Annotated in this window: 17 protein-coding genes; 11 read left to right on the top strand and 6 right to left on the bottom strand. The window is 70.9% G+C overall.

The features are described from left to right. Positions 1 to 20 precede the first annotated feature (20 nt). The 8 genes from NS331_RS03100 (at position 21) to NS331_RS03065 (ending at position 9150) form a co-directional block, all read left to right on the top strand. Positions 21 to 1670 (top strand): long-chain-fatty-acid--CoA ligase, encoded by a 1650-nt coding sequence (locus NS331_RS03100; protein WP_058640554.1) that lies wholly within the window; start codon positions 21 to 23, stop codon positions 1668 to 1670. Next, on the top strand, positions 1667 to 2581 hold the full coding sequence (locus NS331_RS03095; protein WP_058640553.1) for an acyl-CoA thioesterase: 915 nt from the start codon (positions 1667 to 1669) through the stop codon (positions 2579 to 2581). Before NS331_RS03100 ends, NS331_RS03095 begins: the two co-directional genes overlap by 4 nt. Before the next feature lie 118 nt (positions 2582 to 2699). After that, on the top strand, positions 2700 to 3782 hold the full coding sequence (locus tag NS331_RS03090) for a CaiB/BaiF CoA transferase family protein (protein ID WP_058640552.1): 1083 nt from the start codon (positions 2700 to 2702) through the stop codon (positions 3780 to 3782). Positions 3783 to 3802: 20 nt separating this feature from the next. Continuing rightward, positions 3803 to 5365: an acyl-CoA synthetase gene (locus tag NS331_RS03085; protein WP_058640551.1), complete on the top strand. Its 1563-nt coding sequence runs from the start codon at positions 3803 to 3805 to the stop codon at positions 5363 to 5365. A gap of 49 nt (positions 5366 to 5414) precedes the next feature. Beyond that, on the top strand, positions 5415 to 6596 hold the full coding sequence (locus NS331_RS03080; protein WP_058640550.1) for an acyl-CoA dehydrogenase family protein: 1182 nt from the start codon (positions 5415 to 5417) through the stop codon (positions 6594 to 6596). Then, the gene (locus tag NS331_RS03075) at positions 6596 to 7417 is read left to right on the top strand and encodes an enoyl-CoA hydratase/isomerase family protein (protein WP_058640549.1); all 822 of its coding nucleotides are present in this window, start codon (positions 6596 to 6598) and stop codon (positions 7415 to 7417) included. Before NS331_RS03080 ends, NS331_RS03075 begins: the two co-directional genes overlap by 1 nt. Then, complete coding sequence (locus NS331_RS03070; protein WP_058640548.1) at positions 7414 to 8304, top strand: SDR family oxidoreductase; 891 nt, start codon at positions 7414 to 7416, stop codon at positions 8302 to 8304. Before NS331_RS03075 ends, NS331_RS03070 begins: the two co-directional genes overlap by 4 nt. A 39-nt stretch (positions 8305 to 8343) precedes the next feature. Next, on the top strand, positions 8344 to 9150 hold the full coding sequence (locus NS331_RS03065) for a crotonase/enoyl-CoA hydratase family protein (protein WP_058640547.1): 807 nt from the start codon (positions 8344 to 8346) through the stop codon (positions 9148 to 9150). Between the two features lie 39 nt (positions 9151 to 9189). Here the strand turns inward: NS331_RS03065 and NS331_RS03060 are convergent, their stop codons facing one another. Both NS331_RS03060 and NS331_RS03055 read right to left on the bottom strand, forming a co-directional pair. Next, complete coding sequence (locus tag NS331_RS03060; RefSeq protein WP_058640546.1) at positions 9190 to 9393, bottom strand: hypothetical protein; 204 nt, start codon at positions 9391 to 9393, stop codon at positions 9190 to 9192. 47 nt (positions 9394 to 9440) lie between these two features. Continuing rightward, complete coding sequence (locus tag NS331_RS03055; protein WP_058640545.1) at positions 9441 to 10268, bottom strand: metallophosphoesterase; 828 nt, start codon at positions 10266 to 10268, stop codon at positions 9441 to 9443. 144 nt (positions 10269 to 10412) lie between these two features. Between NS331_RS03055 and NS331_RS26565 the strand changes: the two genes are divergently transcribed. Next, entirely contained in the window at positions 10413 to 10586 is a 174-nt protein-coding gene (locus tag NS331_RS26565) for a hypothetical protein (protein ID WP_193758037.1), read from the top strand. Positions 10587 to 10659: 73 nt separating this feature from the next. On the opposite strand, the gene NS331_RS03050 is transcribed toward NS331_RS26565, so the two are convergent. Continuing rightward, positions 10660 to 11643, bottom strand: a complete 984-nt coding sequence (locus tag NS331_RS03050; protein WP_058640564.1) for a LysR family transcriptional regulator — start codon at positions 11641 to 11643, stop codon at positions 10660 to 10662. Between the two features lie 117 nt (positions 11644 to 11760). Between NS331_RS03050 and NS331_RS03045 the strand changes: the two genes are divergently transcribed. Next, positions 11761 to 12273 carry a hypothetical protein gene (locus tag NS331_RS03045; RefSeq protein ID WP_058640544.1) on the top strand — a complete coding sequence of 171 codons (513 nt, stop codon included), beginning with the start codon at positions 11761 to 11763 and terminating at the stop codon, positions 12271 to 12273. 384 nt (positions 12274 to 12657) lie between these two features. Here NS331_RS03045 and NS331_RS03040 read toward each other — a convergent pair whose 3' ends face one another. The 3 genes from NS331_RS03040 to NS331_RS03035 all read right to left on the bottom strand — a co-directional run bounded on the left by NS331_RS03040 (position 12658) and on the right by NS331_RS03035 (position 16492). Next, positions 12658 to 14511, bottom strand: coding sequence for a phosphoenolpyruvate carboxykinase (GTP) (locus NS331_RS03040; protein ID WP_058640543.1), 1854 nt, complete (start codon positions 14509 to 14511; stop codon positions 12658 to 12660). Positions 14512 to 14896: 385 nt separating this feature from the next. Further along, positions 14897 to 15049: a hypothetical protein gene (locus tag NS331_RS26560; protein WP_193758036.1), complete on the bottom strand. Its 153-nt coding sequence runs from the start codon at positions 15047 to 15049 to the stop codon at positions 14897 to 14899. 237 nt (positions 15050 to 15286) lie between these two features. Continuing rightward, positions 15287 to 16492: a threonine ammonia-lyase gene (locus NS331_RS03035; protein ID WP_193758035.1), complete on the bottom strand. Its 1206-nt coding sequence runs from the start codon at positions 16490 to 16492 to the stop codon at positions 15287 to 15289. A 145-nt stretch (positions 16493 to 16637) separates the two neighbouring features. Here NS331_RS03035 and NS331_RS03030 point away from each other — a divergent pair, with 145 nt between their 5' ends. After that, positions 16638 to 18962 carry an ATP-binding protein gene (locus tag NS331_RS03030; protein ID WP_058640541.1) on the top strand — a complete coding sequence of 775 codons (2325 nt, stop codon included), beginning with the start codon at positions 16638 to 16640 and terminating at the stop codon, positions 18960 to 18962. Positions 18963 to 19102: the final 140 nt, after the last annotated feature.

Here is a 19102-nt window from a genome sequence, read left to right as displayed (position 1 = left end):
CGCACCCAGGAGACACCGCCATGTCCGAACCCCTCTTCGGCCTGATGCAGGACCGCCCGCTGCTGATCTCGTCGCTCATCGAGCATGCGGCGCGCTTCCATCCGCGCACCGAGATCGTCTCGCGCCTGCCCGAGGGCGGCACCCACCGCACCGACTGGCTGGGCGTGCGCAACGCCGCCTGCCGCATCGCCAACGCGCTGCAGTCGCTGGGCATCCAGCGCGGCGAGCGTGTCGCCACGCTGGCCTGGAACAGCTGGCGCCATCTGGCGCTGTACTTCGGCGTCTCGGGCACGGGCGCCGTGCTGCACACCGTCAACCCGCGGCTCTTTCCGGAGCAGATCGAGTACATCGCCAACCATGCCGAAGACCGCGTGCTGTTCTTCGACGTGACCTTCGCGCCGCTGGTGCAGAAGCTGGCGCCGAAGCTCAGGACGGTGAAGACCTACGTCTGCATGACTTCGCGCGAGCACATGCCCGCGCTGGACCTGCCGGACCTGCGCTGCTGGGACGAGTTGCTGGAGGCGCAAAGCGACCATTACGACTGGCCCGAGTTCGACGAGCGCACCGCCTCCTCGCTCTGCTACACCTCGGGCACCACCGGCAATCCCAAGGGCGTGCTCTATTCGCACCGCTCGACCATGCTGCACACGCTGATGGAGCTGGCACCCGACACCTTCGGCATCAGCTCGCGCGAGACGGTGATGCTGATCGTGCCCATGTTCCATGCCAACGGCTGGGGCACGCCCTATGCGGCAGCCATGGTGGGCACGCGGCTGGTGTTTCCGGGGCCGCACATGGACGGCGAGAGCGTCTACACGCTGATGCGCGACGAGCGGGTCACCTTCTCGCAGGGTGTGCCCACAGTGTGGCTGATGCTCTTCCAGTACCTGGACGCGCATCCCGAGATCGATGCACGCCAGCTCGGCGTCAAGATGATCGGCATCGGCGGCGCTGCCGTGCCGCGCGCCATGCTGGAGCGCTTCGAGCAGCAGTTCGGCGCCCAGGTGGTGCAGGGCTGGGGCATGACCGAGACCAGTCCCATCGGTGTGGTCAGCAAGCTGCTGCCCAAGCACGCCAGCATGGCCGAGGACGAGCTGGCCAGGGTCAAGCTCAAGCAGGGCCGCGGCGTATGGGGCGTGGACCTCAAGCTGGTGGACGATGCCGGCGAGGTGCAGCCCTGGGACGGCCAGTCGCGCGGCCACCTGCGGGTGCGCGGGCCGTGGATCGCGTCGGGCTACTTCAAGAGCGAGGGCGGCTCGCCGATGGACGAGGAAGGCTTCTTCAACACCGGCGACGTCGCCACCATCGACGCCGACGGCTACCTGCAGCTGGTGGACCGCGCCAAGGACGTCATCAAGTCCGGCGGCGAGTGGATCTCCTCCATCGACGTCGAGAACGCGGCCATGGGCCATCCGGGCGTGGCCGAGGCGGCCATCATCGGCGTGGCCCATCCCAAGTGGCAGGAGCGTCCGCTGCTGCTGGTGGTGCCGCGCGCCGGGCACCAGCCCACCAAGGAATCGGTGCTCGACTTCCTGTCGACCCGCATCGCCAAGTGGTGGCTGCCCGACGACGTGGTGGTGGTGCCCGAGCTGCCCCACACGGCCACCGGCAAGCTGCTCAAGACGCGGCTGCGCGAGCAGTACCGCGACTACAAGCTGCCCACCGCATGAGCGGCGACGCCGCCCATCTTCCCGAAGCCATGCGCCGGCAGGCCTGGCGCCAGGTGCGCGAGGCCTATGGCTGGCACACGCCCCTGACGCCGCGCCATGCCGACCTGGACCTGCTGCGGCACCTGAACAACGCCGCGGCGATCGGCCTGCACATCGAGGCGCGCATCCGCTGGCTGGATGCCGTGCTTCCGCAGCCTGCGGCAGAGGGCCTGCGCCTGCGCCCCGCCGGCCTGTGGACCGACTTCCTGGCCGAAGGCGGCTATCCCGCGCCGCTGGAGGCGGGCGTGGCGCTGCTGTGCGTGGACGCCGAGGCGGCCCACATCGCCACCGCCCTCTTCCAGCAGGGCCGCTGCATCGGCCTGCAGCACGCCGAGCTGGCGGCCTGGCAGGACGGCGAGCGCGTGCCGCTGCCCGCAGCGCTCGTCCAGCGCCTGCGCGCGCAGGAGCAGCCGCATCCCATGCCCGCCGAGGTGCACGCCACCTTCGGCACGCCCCCGGCCCGGTCCGTCGACGAGGCGCTGGCCACCCGCTATGCCGACCTCGATGCCGACGGGCTGCTGTCGGACCTGGCGCTGGCCCGCTACCTGGAGCACGGCCGTTCCCGCTGGTGGCTGGACGGCGACGCCGACCCCCGCCGCCTGCCGCTCGCGGGCAGCGTCAACGTCATGGTGGCCCATATCGCCGTGCGGGTGTACCGCGCCACGCCGGTGCCGGCCACCTGGCAGCTGCGCACGGGCGTGCAGGCCATGGGCCGCAGTTCGGTGACCATGCGCTGCCGGCTCTTCGACGGTGCCCGGCTGCAGGCCGACAGCGAGGCGGTGCTGGTCGCCATCGATCCCGCCAACCACCGCCCGGCGCCGCTGCCCGACGCGGTGCGCGAACGCTGGTCCGCGCTGCTGCCGGCCGCCTGAGTCGCGGCACTTTCGTCCGTTCCGACGATTCCGGGCCCGGCGCCGCCTGCGCCATCATCGGGACAGGGGCCGGCCCCAAGGCCGGCCCCGCGCCATGCACACACAAGGAGACAACGCGATGGCAGGTCCGCTCCACGGCGTCCGGGTGGTCGAGTTCGCCGGCCTGGGCCCCGGCCCCTTCTGCGCCATGCTGCTGGCGGACCTGGGCGCGGAGGTGCTGCGCATCGTCCGCCCCGGCGTCGCGCCCGATCCGCAGGACATCACCACCCGCAGCCGCCGCCAGGTCGCCATCGACCTGCGCGGCCCCGACGGCCAGGCGGCGGCGCTGGCCCTCATCGACAAGGCCGACCTGCTGGTGGAGGGCTTCCGTCCCGGCGTGATGGAACGGCTGGGCCTGGGCCCCGACGACTGCCTGGCCCGCAACCCGCGCCTGGTCTACGGCCGCATGACCGGCTGGGGGCAGCACGGTCCGCTGGCCAAGGCGGCCGGGCACGACATCAACTACATCGCCATCAGCGGCGCCCTGCATGCCATCGGCCGCGCGGGCGAGGCCCCCGTGCCGCCGCTCAACTACGTGGGCGATTTCGGCGGCGGCGGCATGCTGCTGGCCGTGGGCCTGCTGGCCGCGCTGCACGAGGCCGACCGCAGCGGCCGCGGCCAGGTCATCGATGCCGCCATGACGGACGGCACGGCCCTGCTCTCGGCCTTCATGTACGGCTTCAAGGCCAAGGGCCAGTGGAGCAACCAGCGCGGCGAGAACATGCTGGACGGCGGCGCGCACTTCTACGACACCTATGCCTGCGCCGACGGCAGGTACGTGGCCATCGGCGCCATCGAGCCGCAGTTCTATGCCGAGCTGCGCGAGCGCTGCGGCATCCACGATCCGCTCTTCGACGGCCAGATGGACCCGGCCCGCTGGCCGCTGCTCAAGCTGCGGCTGGCCGACGTGTTCCGCACCCGCACTCGCGACGAATGGTGCGCGCTGCTCGAAGGCACCGACGCCTGCTTCGCCCCGGTGCTCGACTGGGACGAGGCGCCGCAGCATGCCCACAACCGCGCCCGCGCCACCTTCACCGAGGTCGATGGCGTGGTGCAGCCCGCGCCGGCACCTCGCTTCTCGCGCAGCACGCCCACCGAGCCCGCCGCACCGCAGGCCGCCAGCCTGGACGAGGTGCTGGCCGCCTGGGGCGCGAAGGTCTGACGGCCCCGGAGCGCACGGCCATGACGATGTCCCTCACCCAATCCATCCACAAGGGCAGGCGCGAGAAGGCGGACGAGACCGCGGCGATCTGCGGCGACGAACGTCGCAGCTGGGCCGAGCTCGCCGACCGCATCGAGCGCCTGGCCGGTGCGCTGGCGGCGCTGGGCGTGGCGCCGGGCGACCGCGTGGGCATGATGGCCCTCAACTCGGTGCGCTACCTGGAGTACTTCTACGGCTGCTGGTGGACGGGCGCGGTGGTCAACCCGGTCAACATCCGCTGGAATCCGCACGAGGTCGCGTACTCGCTGGACGACTGCGACACCCGCGTGCTGATCGTGGACGATGCCTTCGCCCCGCTGGTGCCGCAGCTGCGCCAGCTGTCGCGCAGCCTGCGCACGGTGGTCTTCTGCGGCCGCGGCGCCGCGCCCGAAGGCGCACTGGACTACGAAGCCCTGCTGGCAGAGGCCGCGCCCCGCGACGACCTGAGGCGTGGCGGCACCGACCTGGCCGCCGTCATGTACACCGGCGGCACCACCGGCCGGCCCAAGGGCGTGATGCTGGGTCATGACAACCTCTACATCAATGCCCTGTCCAACGCGAGCGCGGTGCCGCGCGTGGGCGTGCAGGTGGGGCTGGTCGTCTCGCCCATGTTCCATGTGGCGGGCTGTGGCCTCTCGCTGCTGATGGCGCAGCGGCTGGTGCCGCAGGTCGTCGTGCCGGCCTTCGACGAGGTGACCATCATGGCGGCGGTGCAGGCGCACCGGGCCAACGAGATGTTCCTGGTGCCCACCATGATCAAGCGGCTGATCGAGCATCCGCGCTTCGCGGAGTTCGACCTCTCCAGCCTCAAGCTCATGCTCTACGGCGCCGCGCCCATCGACGCCACGCTGCTGGCGCAGGCCATGGAGGCCCTGCCCGGCGCCGACTTCGCCCAGGCCTACGGCATGACCGAGCTGGCGCCCACCGTCGTCACCCTCGGCCCCGAGGAGCACCGCCCCGGTCCGCAGCGCGAGCGCCTGCTGCGCGCCGCCGGCCGGCCGGTGCCCATCGCCGAGCTGCGCATCGTCGACGGCGATGGCCGCGCGCTGCCGCCCGGCGAGGTGGGCGAGATCGCCGTCCGCGGCCCCATGGTGATGCAGGGCTACTGGAACAAGCCGGCCGAGACGGCCGCCGCGCTGCGCAACGGCTGGATGCACACCGGCGACATGGGCCGGATGGACGCCGACGGCTACGTCTTCGTGGTCGACCGGCTCAAGGACATGATCGTCAGCGGCGGCGAGAACGTGTATTCGGCCGAGGTGGAGAACGCCATCGCCCAGCTGCCGCAGGTGTCGATGTGCGCCGTCATCGGCGTGCCCGACGAGCGCTGGGGCGAGCGCGTGCACGCGGTGCTTGTGCTGCGCGAGGGCCAGTCGCTGGACGAGGCCGAGGTGATCGCCCATTGCCGCGCGCACATCGCCGGCTACAAGTGCCCGCGCTCGGTGGAGTTCCGCGCCGCGCTGCCGCTGTCGGCCGCGGGCAAGCTGCAGAAATTCGAATTGCGCGCGCCTTTCTGGGAAGGCCGCAGCCGCAACATCAACTGACCGATCGCGCAGCCCGGCGCGGCCGGCTGCGCCAGACAAGGAGACAGACATGCCCCTGAACCTGAAGCGCTCCTGGAGCAACGAGGAGCTGGAGGCGCTGCGCGACACCGCGGTGCGCTTCATCGAATCCGAAATGCAGCCGCAGGACGAGTCCGCCCGCAAGCGCGGCCACGTCGGCCACGCGCTCTGGCGCCGCGCCGGCGAGCTGGGTCTGCTGTGCACCGACATCCCCGAAGAGTACGGCGGCGGTGGCGGCGACTTCCGGCACGAGGCGGTGATCTACGAGGAGATGGCGCGCCGCGGCCTTTCCGGCATGAGCAACTCGGTGCATGCCATCGTGGCGCACTACTTCCTCAATCACGGCACCGAGGCGCAGAAGCGCAAGTACCTGCCGCGTATGGCCCGCGGCGAGCTGATCGGCGCCATCGCCATGACCGAGCCCGGCGCCGGCTCGGACCTGCAGGGCATCCGTACCCGTGCCGAACGGCAGGGCGACCATTACGTGCTCAATGGCAGCAAGACCTTCATCACCAACGGCTTCCTGGCCGGCGTGATCCTGGTCGTGTGCAAGACCGACCCCACGCAGGGCGCGCGCGGCACCTCGATCCTGATCGTGGAGACCGATGCGGCGCCTGCCGGCGGCGACGCGCCGGGCATGCAGCGCGAAGGCTTCCGCGTGGGTCGCGTGCTCGACAAGATGGGCATGAAGGCGCAGGACACCTCCGAGCTCTTCTTCGACAACGTGGTGGTGCCCGCCGACGGCCTGCTGGGTGGCCAGGAGGGCCAGGGCTTCTACCAGCTGATGGGCGACTTGCCCTACGAGCGGCTGATCATCGGCGTCAGTGCCGTGGCCTGCATGGAAGGCGCCTATGCCGCCACGCTGGACTACGTGCGCGAGCGCAAGGCCTTCGGCAAGCCCATCGCCGAGATGCAGAACACCAAGTTCAAGCTGGCCGAGGTGGCCACGCAGATCATGGTGGGCCGCGCCTTCATGGACCGCTGTGTCGAGCAGATCGTGGCCGGCGAACTGGACACGGCCACCGCCTCCATGGCCAAGCTGTGGGGCTCCGAGGCGCAGGGCCGCGTGCTCGACGAGCTGGTGCAGCTGCACGGCGGCTACGGCTTCATGAACGAGTACCTGGTAACGCGCATGTATGCCGACGCGCGGGTGCAACGCATCTATGGCGGCACCAGCGAGATCATGAAGGAAGTCATCTCGCGGGCGCTGTGATGACCACGCCCGCCGCCGCCGATGTGCTGCAGGTGCGCGAGGAAGCCGGCGTCGCCTGGCTCACGCTCCACCGGCCCGAGCGCCTGAACGCGCTGGACGACACGCTGGTGCTGGCGCTGCGCCAGTACTTCCAGGGACTGACGCTGCAATCCTCCGCCCGCGTGGTGGTGCTGCGCGGCGCGGGCCGTGCCTTCTGCGCCGGGCTGGACCTGCGGGACGTGGACCTCGAGCGCATGCCCGATGCCGCCACCATGCTCCAACGCCAGCGCGGCATCCGCGACATCATGGTCGCCATGCGGCGCTGCCCGCAGCCCATCGTGAGCCTGGTGCAGGGCGCGGCCAGCGGCGGCGGCTTCGCGCTGGCGCTGGCCTCGGACCTCCGCCTGGCCACGCCCGATGCCCGCATGAATGCCGCCTTCATCCGCATCGGCCTGTCGGCCTGCGACGTGGGCGTGAGCTACTTCCTGCCGCGCATGGTCGGCAGTTCGGTGGCCGCCGAATACCTGCTGACCGGCCGCTTCATCGACGCACCGCGTGCGCAGCAACTGGGCCTGGTCAGCCGCGTGGGCCCCATGGACGAGATCGAGGCCGAGGCGCGCAGCCTGTGCGCCGACATGCTGCGTGCCACGCCGCTGGGCCTGGCCCTCACCAAGGATGCGCTGGGTCATGCGGTGGACGCCGCCAGCCTGGAGGCGGCCATGGCGATCGAAGACCGCAACCAGGTGCTGTGCACCCAGACGCCCGACTTCCAGGAGGGCGTGCGCGCCTTCCTGGCGCGGCGCGAACCGCGCTACGGCGCATCCTCACCCGTGAAGCCATGACCCTCGACGACCTCATGTACAAGCCCGGCCTGCTGGCCGGCGAACGCATCCTCGTGACCGGCGGCGGCACCGGCCTGGGCCGCGTCATGGCCGAGGCCTTCCTGATGCTGGGGGCCGAGGTCTACCTCTGCGGCCGGCGCGGCCCGGTGGTGGAGCAGACCGCGCGTGAGCTGATGGCCGCCCACGGCGGCAAGGCGGCCGGCCATGCCTGCGACGTGCGCCAGCCCGAAGCCATCGAGGCCATGCTCGACGCCATCTGGGCCGACGGCGGGCCGCTCACCGGCCTGGTCAACAACGCGGCCGGCAACTTCGTCAGCCGCACCGAGGACCTGTCGATGCGCGCCTTCGACGCCGTGGCCAACATCGTCATGCGCGGCAGCTTCAACATGACGCTGGAATGCGGCCGGCGCTGGCTGGCGGCGGGGCGGCGCGGCAGCGTGCTGTCGATCCTCACCACCTGGGTGTGGAACGGCTCGGCCTTCACCGTGCCCTCGGCCATGGCCAAGTCGGGCGTGCATGCCATGACGCAGTCGCTGGCGGTGGAATGGGGCAACCGCGGCATCCGCTGCAACGCCATCGCGCCGGGGCTGTTTCCCACCGAGGGCATGAGCGCGCGCCTCAATCCGCAGGGCGGCGAGCACCGACCCGAGGGCAACCCCATGCAGCGCGCCGGCCGCATGCCCGAGCTGGCCAACCTGGCGGTCTTTTTGATGAGCCGGCAGGCCGAGTACCTCACGGGACAGACGATCGCCATCGATGGCGGGCAATATCAGGCCACCGGCGGCAACTTCGCCAGTCTGGCCGCCTGGGGCGACGCGGACTGGGCGAAGGCGCGCGAGTCCATCGCGTCCCGCAACGCGGCCGACCGCGCGCAGCGCACGGTATAGGCCGCGCCGCCGGGCGCTTTGCACAGGAGACTTGTTCCGATGACTTCCCCGACCCGCGTGCGGATCGACATGGACGGCGGCGTGGCCGAGGTGACGCTCGCCCGCCCCGACAAGATGAACGCGCTCGACCCGGCCATGTTCGATGCATTGCTCGACGCCCTGGCGCAGCTGCAGGCCAAGCCCGGCCTGCGGGCCGTGGTGCTGCATGGCGAGGGCCGCGCCTTCTGCGCCGGGCTGGACATGGGCAGCATGGCCGGCATGGCGGGCGGCGAACCCGCCGGCGGCTTCACCGATCTGCTGCCGCGCACCCACGGCATCGCCAACCGCTTCCAGCATGTCTGCTGGGGCTGGCAGGCGCTGCCGGTGCCGGTCATCGCCGCAGTGCACGGCGTGGCCTACGGCGGCGGCCTGCAACTGGCGGCCGGCGCGGACATCCGCCTGGTGGCGGCCGAGGCGCGCCTGTCGGTGCTGGAGATCAAGTGGGGCTTGGTGCCCGACATGGCGGGCTGCGCCCTGCTGGCACCGCTGGTGCGCGGCGACCACCTGCGCGAGCTGGTCTATACCGGCCGCGTGGTCGATGGCGCCGAAGCCGCCGCGCTGGGCCTGGCCACCCGGGTCAGCGCCGACCCGCTGGCCGAGGCGCGGACGCTGGCGCGGCAGATCGCCGCCAGCAGCCCCAGCGCCATCCGCGCCGCCAAGCGTCTGATGCGCCTGACGGCCCATGCCACCCCCGAGGAACTGCTGCTGGCCGAAGCGCGCGAGCAGCAGGCGCTCATCGGCAGCCCGAATCAGAGGGAGGCGGTGCGCGCCGGAATGGAAAAGCGGCCGGCCCGGTACGAGGACTGACCCCTGCGTCACGGTGCAGGGCGGCGGGGCCGCCCTCGCTCAGCGGCCCGACTTGTTGCGCACGCCGCTGACGCCGGCGTCGATGGTGCCGAACACCTCCACCCCGCTGCCGCCGGTGGCGGTGCTGCCACCGCCGCCGCCGGTGCCGTTGCTGGCGCAGCCGGTTCCGAGCGCGGCGAAGCCCAGCAGCAGCGCCAGGGTGAAGGCGGCGCGCCGGGCGCCGGGGGCGAATCGAGTCGTCATCGGGCAATTCCTTGGAGGTGGGTGGCCGACGGTCGGCGCCGGCGTCTTCAAGGTCGATTCCGCCCCCGCGCCGGCAGTTCCACACAGCCGAGTGGCCGGAAGTCGGCCTGTTCGCCCTTGTTCTCATAGCCGCGCGGATTGGCCACCACCCGGCAGCCCGACTTCACGTAGTCGAAGGCGCAGTGCAGGTGGCCGTGCAGCCACACGTCGGCCAGGGGCAGCAGGTCGTCCAGCGCATTGCAGAAGCCGGCCGTGCCGGGGATCAGGCCATAGCGCGGATCGGCGCTGGCCAGCGTCGGTGCGAAGTGAGTGATGGCTACCGTGGGACCGTCGAAGGGCTGGGCCAGCGCGTCGCGAAGCCACTGCTGGCAGGCCAGCGACTGCGCCCGCAGTTCCGCGGCCATGAAGGGCGCGCCGCCGCGCGTGCTGCCGGCCTTGGCCAGGTAGAAATCGGCCGCCCGCATCGCCTTGCCGCGCTTGCGCAGCCGCGCGGTGGTGTCGTCGGTGGCCTCGACCAGCGCGTCGAAATCGGCCCAGAGCGTGGTGCCGACGAAGCGCACGCCCGCATGCACATGCGTCTCGCGCTCCAGCCAGACGATGCCCAGCTGTGCACACCAGTCGCGCAGGCGGGCATGGGTGTCGTCGAAATCCAGGCCGTCGTACTCGTGGTTGCCCGGCACGTAGATCACCGGGACCGGCCAGCCGCGCCTGGGGGAGAAGCGGCCCAGGCCGAAATCGGGGTCGGCCAGGCGCGAGCCGCGCTGGTACGAGCCCACGTCGCCGGCCAGCACCAGCAGCTCGGCCCCGGGCGCGGGCTGGGCGACGAACTCCGGATAGGTTTCGAGGTGCAGGTCCGACAGCAGCTGGATCTTCATGCGCACCAGTGTAGAAACCCGGGCCTCATGTCGCGGCCCGGCGGCGTCATGCACGGAATGCATCGCCATGGGGTTGAGAAAACTAGGGAAAACCCTATTCTTCTTCCCATACACACCCACGCGGCATGGAGGCCGCGACAGATCATGTCTTCCCTGCTTACTTTCTGGTCCCGCTGGATGCAGCCGACCGCTGCCCCGGCACCCCTCAGCCCCGCCGCCGACCTCTTCGAATCCGCCGATGCCATGGCGGGCCTGGACCCGCACCACGCGCAGGAACTGCGCGAGGCCGCCTCGGCCTGGCTGCGCGTCGTCCGCTGACCGGCGCCGGCCGCGCGATCCCGGGGGCCGGCCAGGTGCCGACGCCTTGGCGCGCCGAGCCCGCGGCGCCCGCTCAGCTGCGCGGCAGGATGTACTGCGCCAGCGTGCGTGCGAAGGCATCGCCCGCCGCCCGCACGATCAGGTCGCGCAGCCAGGCATGGCCGGGCGCGGCCTGCATGCGGCGGTGCCACAGGGCGTCCACGTGCACCAGCGGCAGCGTCAGCGGCAGTTCACGCACGACCAGGCCCTCGCTCACCCCGGTGCTGCTCACGAAATGGCGGGGCAGCACCGTCAGCAGGTCCGAATCGGCCACCACCTTGCCGGCCGTGAAGAACTGGTTCACGGTCAGCACGATGCGCCGGCGGCGGCCCACGGCCTCCAGCGCTTCGTCCACGAAGCCCCAGGGCCGGCCCGAGAAGCTCACCAGCAGGTGGCGCGCGGCGCAGAAGGTGTCCAGCGTCAGTTCCTGGCCGGCCAGCGGATGGCCCACACGCATCACGCACACGTAGCGGCCCACGTACAGCCGGTGGGATTCGAAGGCCACCGCCTCGCCGGACTGGTTGCGCGCCGTCAGGTCCGCCATCACGGCCGGGAAGTGGCCGATGGCCAGGTCGGCCGATTCCTTGTCGAGCAGCGCCCGCGGGTCGCGGGTGTTCAGGGGTACCACCCGCAGCGACACGCCGGGCGCCTCCGCCTCCAGCAGCCGCACGGCGCCCGGGATCAGCTCGGTGGCGGTCGCGTCGGCCATGGCAAGCACGAAACTGTCCTCGGCCAGCGCCGGGTCGAAGGCGCTGGGCGCGATCGCGTGCTGCAGGTGCCGCAGCGCGTCGCGCACCGCCGGCCACAGGGCCAGGGCCCGCGGCGTGGGCTGCACACCGCTGCCGGCGCGGTGCACCAGCTCGTCGCCCAGCGCCTCCCGCAGCCGGCGCAGGGCATTGCTGACGGCCGGCTGCGTCAGCGACAGGTTCCGCGCGGCGCGGGTGAGGCTGCGCTCGGCCATGACCTCGTCGAAGACGCGCAGCAGGTTGAGGTCAAGTGTGCGGAAATTGGCGTTCATCATTCGCGTGAATGAAGAGCATCACCACTATAAAGTGGAAGAACACTGGGGCAAACCCTAATATTCAGTCCATCGGCTCACCAGCCCACCACTTTCTTCCCTCAGGAGGGGATTGCCATGACCACCTTCGTCCACGTCGACCAGCCCGCTTCCCACCCCGGTGTCCAGCGCGCCGAGGCCTCCGCCGCATACATCCGCGACGCCGGCCGCAGCTTCAAGGCCCATGGCGGCGCCGCCGCCCTGCTGGTCGTCGCAGCCCTGCTGGCCGCCGTGCTGGTGGTGGCCGAGCGCTTCGTGGTCGAGATCACCGATGGCAGCATGCTGGCCGCCTGGGTCGTGCTGTGGGTGCTGGTGTTCGGCGGCCTGTCGCTGTACGCCGCGGGCGCCGCCCAGAAGCTGGCGCTGAACCTGGTCGATCGCTGGAACGCGCTGCAGCGTGCCCAGGCCGCCGCCCGCGCCGACGAGCGCTTCCTGGCCGCTGCCCACCGCGACACCCGCATCATGAACGACCTGCAGGCCGCCATCACCCGCGCCGAGTCGGCCTCGGGTGCCGTGGAAGGCGCCGTGCCGGCCTCGACCAAGACGGCCCTGCATCCCGCCACCGCCAGCCACCTGGCCCGCTACTACTGAGCCCGACCCGCCGCCACGCAAGGCGGCGAGCGCTCCAAGAAAAAAACCGCCCTCGGGCGGTTTTTTTGCGTCTGCGCGTCTCCGGGATCGAAGGGTCGGCCGCGCGAGTCGCCGGGCTGTCTTCACGCTATCCCAGTTCTCCACGACGCATGAAACCGGCATGGCGGCAAAGATCAAGGGGCCCCGGAGCAGGCCATGCCAGTGCACCCGCGGAACCGGCTTTGCCGGGCCGGGGGGTGCGCCCCCCTCCAAGCCGAAGGCGCAAGGGAGGGGCTGAGGGCCGCGGCTCCAAGCCTGCCAGTGCAGGCTTGGACGTGCCCGAAGAGCAGCCGCCTCTGGCGGCCGCCCGGAGCCGCGAAGCGGCATGGGGGGTGCTTCTCTATATCAGGCCGCCAGGCGCTGCTCGATGGCCGCCTTGGTCTGCGGCAGTTCTTCCGGCAGATGGTGCGCCAGCTGCTCGAACAGCTCGCTGTGCAGCTTCAGCTCGGCCTGCCAGGCGGCCTTGTCGATGCTGGTGACCTTGTCGAATTCCTCGCGGCTGAAGTCCAGGCCGGTCCAGTTCAGGTCTTCGTAGCGCGGGCTCACGCCGAAGACGTGTTCGTCGCCCTGGCCCTGGCCTTCGATGCGGTCGATCATCCACTTGAGCACGCGCATGTTCTCGCCGTAGCCGGGCCAGACGAACTTGCCGTCGTCGCCCTTGCGGAACCAGTTGGTGGTGTAGATGTGCGGCAGCTTGGCGCCCGAGGCCTGCAGCTTGCGGCCCAGGTCCAGCCAGTGCTGGAAGTAGTCGCTCATGTTGTAGCCCATGAAGGGCAGCATGGCGAAGGGGTCGCGGCGCACCACGCCCTGCTGGCCGGCGGCGGCCGCGGTGGTCTCGCTGCCCATGGTGGCGGCCATGTAGACGCCTTCGGTCCAGTTGCGGGCCTCGGTCACCAGCGGCACGGTGGTGGAGCGGCGGCCGCCGAAGATGAAGGCGTCGATCTTCACGCCCTTCGGGTCGTCCCAGGCCTCGTCCAGCGCCGGGTTGTTGGTGGCGGCCACGGTGAAGCGGGCGTTGGGATGGGCCGCCTTGGCGCCGGTCTCGCGGGCGATCTGCGGCGTCCAGTCCTTGCCCTGCCAGTCGATCAGGTGCGCGGGCATGGCCTTGCCCGGGGCGTCGGCTTCCATGCCTTCCCACCACACGTCGCCGTCGTCGGTCAGCGCGACGTTCGTGAAGATCACGTTCTTGTCGAGGCTGGCCATGCAGTTGGGGTTGGTCTTGAAGTTGGTGCCGGGTGCCACGCCGAAGTAGCCCGCCTCGGGGTTGATGGCGCGCAGGCTGCCGTCGGCCTGGGGCTTGATCCAGGCGATGTCGTCGCCGATGGTCGTGACCTTCCAGCCCTCGAAGCCGGCCGGCGGCACGAGCATGGAGAAGTTGGTCTTGCCGCAGGCGCTGGGGAAGGCGGCGGCCACGTGGTACTTCTTGCCCTCGGGGCTGGTGACGCCCAGGATCAGCATGTGCTCGGCCAGCCAGCCTTCGTCGCGGCCCATGTTGGAGGCGATGCGCAGCGCGAAGCATTTCTTGCCCAGCAGCGCGTTGCCGCCGTAGCCCGAGCCGTACGACCAGATCTCGCGCGTGGCGGGATAGTGGACGATGTACTTGGTCTTGTTGCAGGGCCAGGCCACATCCTTCTGGCCGGGCTGCAGCGGCGCGCCCACGGTGTGCACGCAGGGCACGAACTCGCCGTCGGCGCCCAGCACGTCGTACACGGCGCGGCCCATGCGGGTCATGATCTTCATGTTGACGGCGACGTAAGGGCTGTCGGACAGCTCGATGCCGATGTGCGCGATGGGCGAGCCCAGCGGACCCATGCTGAAGGGCACGACGTACATGGTGCGGCCCTGCATGCAGCCGTCGAACAGCGGCTGCAGCGTGGCGCGCATCTCGGCCGGGGCCATCCAGTTGTTGGTGGGGCCGGCGTCTTCCTTCTTGTCGCTGCAGATGAAGGTGCGGTCCTCGACGCGGGCGACGTCGCTCGGGTCGGAGCAGGCGAGGAAGGAATCCGGGCGCTTGGCCGGGTTCAGGCGCTTGAAGGTGCCGGCCTCGACGAGCTGGTTGCACAGGGCGTCGTACTCTTGCTGGCTGCCGTCGCACCAGTGGATGCGCTCGGGCTTGCACAGGGCTGCCATCTCCGCCACCCAGGCGACGAGCTTGGGATTCTTGACGTAGTCGGGGGCCTGCAGGTTGCTGGGACTCATGGTGAACTCCTGAAAAGAAAACTGTCTTTTCGAACGGCGCTCGTCGCGCGGGGCGCGGCGTGAACGTCGTTGGAGAAAACGTCTTCGTTCAGGGAACTCGTGGTCGACGCGGGCAACGGCGATGCGGGGCGCGGACGCCGGGCGATCCGCCGGAAGGCAGGGTGCAAGCCGGTTCGGCACTCAGGCCGCAGACATGCGCGCCGTCGGCGGCCTCAGAAGGTGTGAATGAATCCGGCGTGGCCGAGCGGGCTGCCAAAACGCGGCCAATCAAGGCGCAAAGCACAGCCATAGCTCGGGCTATGGCGAGCATTTGCAACGCAGAGTGGGCGTGTTTTGGCAGGACGAGCGGACATGGCGGGTTCGTTCACACCTTCTCAGGCGTGGGTCAGGCCAGGAACACCGCGATCGACGCCAGCAGCAGCATCAGGATGCCGCCGGCGATGGGCAGCACGATCGGCATCAGCGGAACGATGCCTTCGACCGCATCTTTCTCGACGATGGCGTCGTGGCCGGGCTCGACGGGCGTGGGCGTGGACATGGGCGAGCGTCTCTTTTGTTGGAGGGAAAAGGGATGGGATATTAACAAGCAGCCCTTGTCCCAGGAAAGCGGACGGACGTCGGGGTTTCTCCTGCCGAAGCGCTCCAGGAGTGGGTTTGCGCTATCCCGGAGCTCGCGCGCAGGGCGGCGGCGGGGGCGCCAGCGCCGCCCTGCGCGCGGTTGCGACAGCGAGCCAGGCAGGCGGCAGCCGCCGACAGGGCTGCCCCGCCCCGGCGCTCAGTGCTTTTCCTGCGCCTCGAAGCCCGCGTTGCGCAGCGCCTCGATCACCGAGGCCAGGTGCGCGCGCCCGCGGGTCTGCAGCACCAGCTCGATGTCCACGTTCTGTGCCGCCAGCAGCGTGAAGGCGCGCTGGTGGTGGACTTCGTCGACGTTGGCGCCGGCCTCCGCCACGGTGGCGGTGATGCGCGCCAGCATGCCCGGCACGTCGCGCGCGCTGACCGTCAGGCGCGCCAGGCGGCCGGCGCGCACCATGCCGCGCTCGATGATGGCCGCCAGCAGCAGCGGGTCGATGTTGCCGCCCGACAGCACCAGGCCCACCTTGCGGCCGCGGAAGCGCTCCGGGTGCCGCAGCAGCGCCGCCAGGCCGGCGGCACCGGCGCCCTCGACCAGCGTCTTCTCGATCTCCAGCAGCATCAGCACCGACTGCTCGATGTCGCCCTCGTCCACCAGCAGCAGGTCGTCGACCATGGCGGCGATGATTTCGCGCGTGCGCTCGCCCGGCGTGCCCACGGCGATGCCCTCGGCGATGGTGCTGGTGCCGGCGACGTGCTGCGTGCCCTTGACGGCATTGACCATGGCCGGAAAGCGTGCCGTCTGCACGCCCACGATGTGCAGGCCGGGCCGCTGGCTGCGCGCCACCACGGCCATGCCGGCCAGCAGGCCACCGCCGCCGACGGAGACCACCAGCGTGTCCAGGTCGGGCACGTCCTGCAGCATCTCCAGCGCCACGGTGCCCTGGCCAGCGATGATGGCGTCGTCGTCGTACGGATGCACGAAGGCCAGGCCCTCGCGTTGCGCGAGTTCGTAGGCATGGGCACGGGCGGCCTCCAGCGAGTCGCCGAACAGCACCACGTTCGCGCCGAAGCCGCGCGTGCGCTCGATCTTCACGCCCGGCGTGAAGCGCGGCATGACGATGGTGGCGGCAATGCCCAGGCGCTGCGCGTGGTAGGCCACGCCCTGGGCATGGTTGCCGGCCGACATGGCGATCACGCCCCTGGGCGGCACGTCCGCGGCGGCCAGCTGCGCCATGATGTTGCAGGCGCCGCGCTCCTTGAAGGAGGCGGTGAACTGCAGGTTCTCGAACTTCAGGAAGACCTGCGCGCCGACGATGTCGGAGAGCGTGCGCGATTCCACGCAGGGCGTGCGCAGCACCTGGCCCTGCAGCCGCCCGGCCGCGGCTTCGATGTCTTGGAGGGAGACCATGGCCCGCATTGTGGCGCGGCCGACCCGGGGCCTGGCTGACCATCGGGCAGGGGCGCTTCGACCGCCCGCGGGGCTTTGGGCGCACGCTCTTCCGCATTGCATCGGACTGCGCTATGGTCGCGCTCAATCCCGGAGAAACCCTGCCATGGCCCGACGTTCAGGTCTCGATGCAAGCCCCGCCGCGCGCGCTGCGGCCTTGCCGTCGCCCGGCCTGCGCGAGGCGCCGGTGCTGGAGCTGATGTGCTCGCACTTCGTGCTCACGCTGGCGGCGCAGCAGGGTCCGCGCTTCAACGTGCGGCGCGACCTCAACGGCCTGCTGTCACTCACCGGCCGCCACCTGGTGTGGCCGGCCTCGGTGCTGCAGCGGCTGCGCGCCTTTCTGGCGCGGCGCTGCGAGGGCAACGAGGTGTGGAAGGACGTGCAGTCGCTGGACAACCGCAGCCTGCTCGAGCGCCACGGCCACTGGCGCGGCCCCTACGAGGAAGGCACGATCTTCTTCTACCTCGACGAATACGCGAAGGACCAGCCCAAGGACCTGCTGGCCGTGCTGGCCCTCACGCGCGACTGGCTCACGCAGGCCCTGCGCAAGCAGTCCACGCTGGTCGAGAAGAACATCGACGCCCTCGCCGGCCTGCTGCAGTTGAACAAGGCCGAACGCGCGCTTCTGCTCTACGGCACGCTGGCGCGCTACCAGCGCGACCTGCGCTCGCTGCTGGTGGAGTTCAAGGTCAGCAACGCACCCGAGGCCTATGCGGCGCTGGCCGAAGTGGCCGGCGTGAGTCCCAGCGAGGTGGGCGAGGCGCTGCGTGCCGGCTCGCGCCTGGAGCGCATCGGCCTGGTCGAGAACCTCATCTCCGAGCACAACATCACCGACCTGGCCGACCTCATGAAGGTCAGCGAGAAACTGCCGCCGGTGCTCATGCGCGAGTACCGCGACCAGAGCGAGCTGATGGCCGTGTTCACCCGGCCTTCCACCAAGAGCGAACTGGCGCTGGACGACTTCGGCTTCGTCGGCGAAGAGGCGCACATGCTGGTGACGCTGCTGCGCGCCGCGGTGGCCCGCAAGGAGCCGGGCGTGAACGTGCTGCTCTACGGCCCGCCCGGCACCGGCAAGACCGAACTGGCCAAGGTGGTGGCGCAGGCCGCGGGGCTGGAGCTGTTCGAGGTCGAGTACGCCGACCGCGACGGCAATTCGCTCTCGGGCCGCGACCGCTACCGCTCGCTGCAGATCGCGCAGGTCTTCCTCAAGGGCAGCGCGCAGTCGGCGCTGCTGTTCGACGAGGTGGAGGATGTGTTTCCGCCCCTCAGCACCGAGGCCGCGCAGTTCATGGCGCGCGCCGAGCAGGTGGCGGCGCCGGCCGCCAGCGGCAGCGTCAACGGCAAGGCCTGGGTCAACCAGATCCTGGAGACCAACCCGGTGCCCACGCTGTGGGTCACCAACCGCATCGAGCAGATCGACCCGGCCTTCCGCCGCCGCTTCGCCTACCACCTGGAACTGAAGTCGCCGCCGCCCGGCGCGCGCGAGCAGATCGTGCGCAAGGCGCTGGCGGGCGTCGAGGTGTCCGAGGCCTTCGCCGGCCGGCTGGCCGAGCGGCGCGGGCTCACGCCGGCGCAGATCCGCACGGCGGTGCGCTTCGCCGGCCTGGCGGCCGAGGGCGGCACCGCCGCCGAGGCGCTGATCGAGCGCCAGTTGCGCAACGCCGACCAGGCCCTGGGCCGCAGCGCGGGCACACCCGCCGAGCGGCTGGCCGTGACGACCTGGGACCTGGGCATGCTCAACGTCGGCACGCGCTTCGAGATCCCGCGCATCGTCGACGCGCTCAAGGCCCGCGGCCACGGCACGCTGTGCTTCTACGGCGCGCCCGGCACCGGCAAGACCGCGCTGGCCGAGCACATCGCCCGCGCCCTGGGCCGGCCGCTGCTGATCAAGCAGGCCAGCGACCTGATGAGCAAGTACGTCGGCGAGACCGAGCAGCAGATGGCCGCCATGTTCCGCGAGGCCGAGGCCGAGAAGGCCGTGCTGCTGCTGGACGAGGCCGACTCCTTCCTGCAGGACCGCCGCGGCGCCCAGCGCACCTACGAGGTCACCGAGGTCAACGAGATGCTGCAGGGCATGGAGCGCTACCAGGGCGTCTTCGTCTGCACCACCAACCTGCTCGACCGCATCGACCAGGCGGCGCTGCGCCGCTTCACCTTCAAGATCCGCTTCAAGCCGCTCACGGCGGCGCAGCGGGAGCGCATGTTCGTCACCGAAGCCCTGGCCGGCGCGGCCGAGGCGCTCACGCCCGCACTGGCGGCGCGGCTGGCGCAGCTGGACCAGCTCTGCCCCGGCGACTTCGCGGCCGTCAAGCGGCAGGTGGAGATCCTGTCGGCCGCCTTCACGCCCGAGGAATTCCTGGAGCAGCTGGAGGCCGAGCACCGCCTGAAGCCCGAAGTGCGCGAGGCGCGCGGCATGGGCTTCGTGCGCTGACGGCGCCCGCAGCGCGCCGTCACGCCGTGTCGCATGCCGCTGCTAGCATGCGCCGGCGAGCGGTGGCGGACGGTCCGTGCCGCCGCGACCGCAGGAGATCGGCGCCATGCACAAGCACCCTCGTTGGACGATCGCCGGCC

The organism is Pseudacidovorax intermedius, assembly GCF_001476815.1.
GTDB lineage: Bacteria > Pseudomonadota > Gammaproteobacteria > Burkholderiales > Burkholderiaceae_C > Xenophilus > Xenophilus intermedius_A.
Note: the sequence above shows the minus strand (reverse complement) of the source record. Positions and strands in the feature narration are given on the sequence as shown.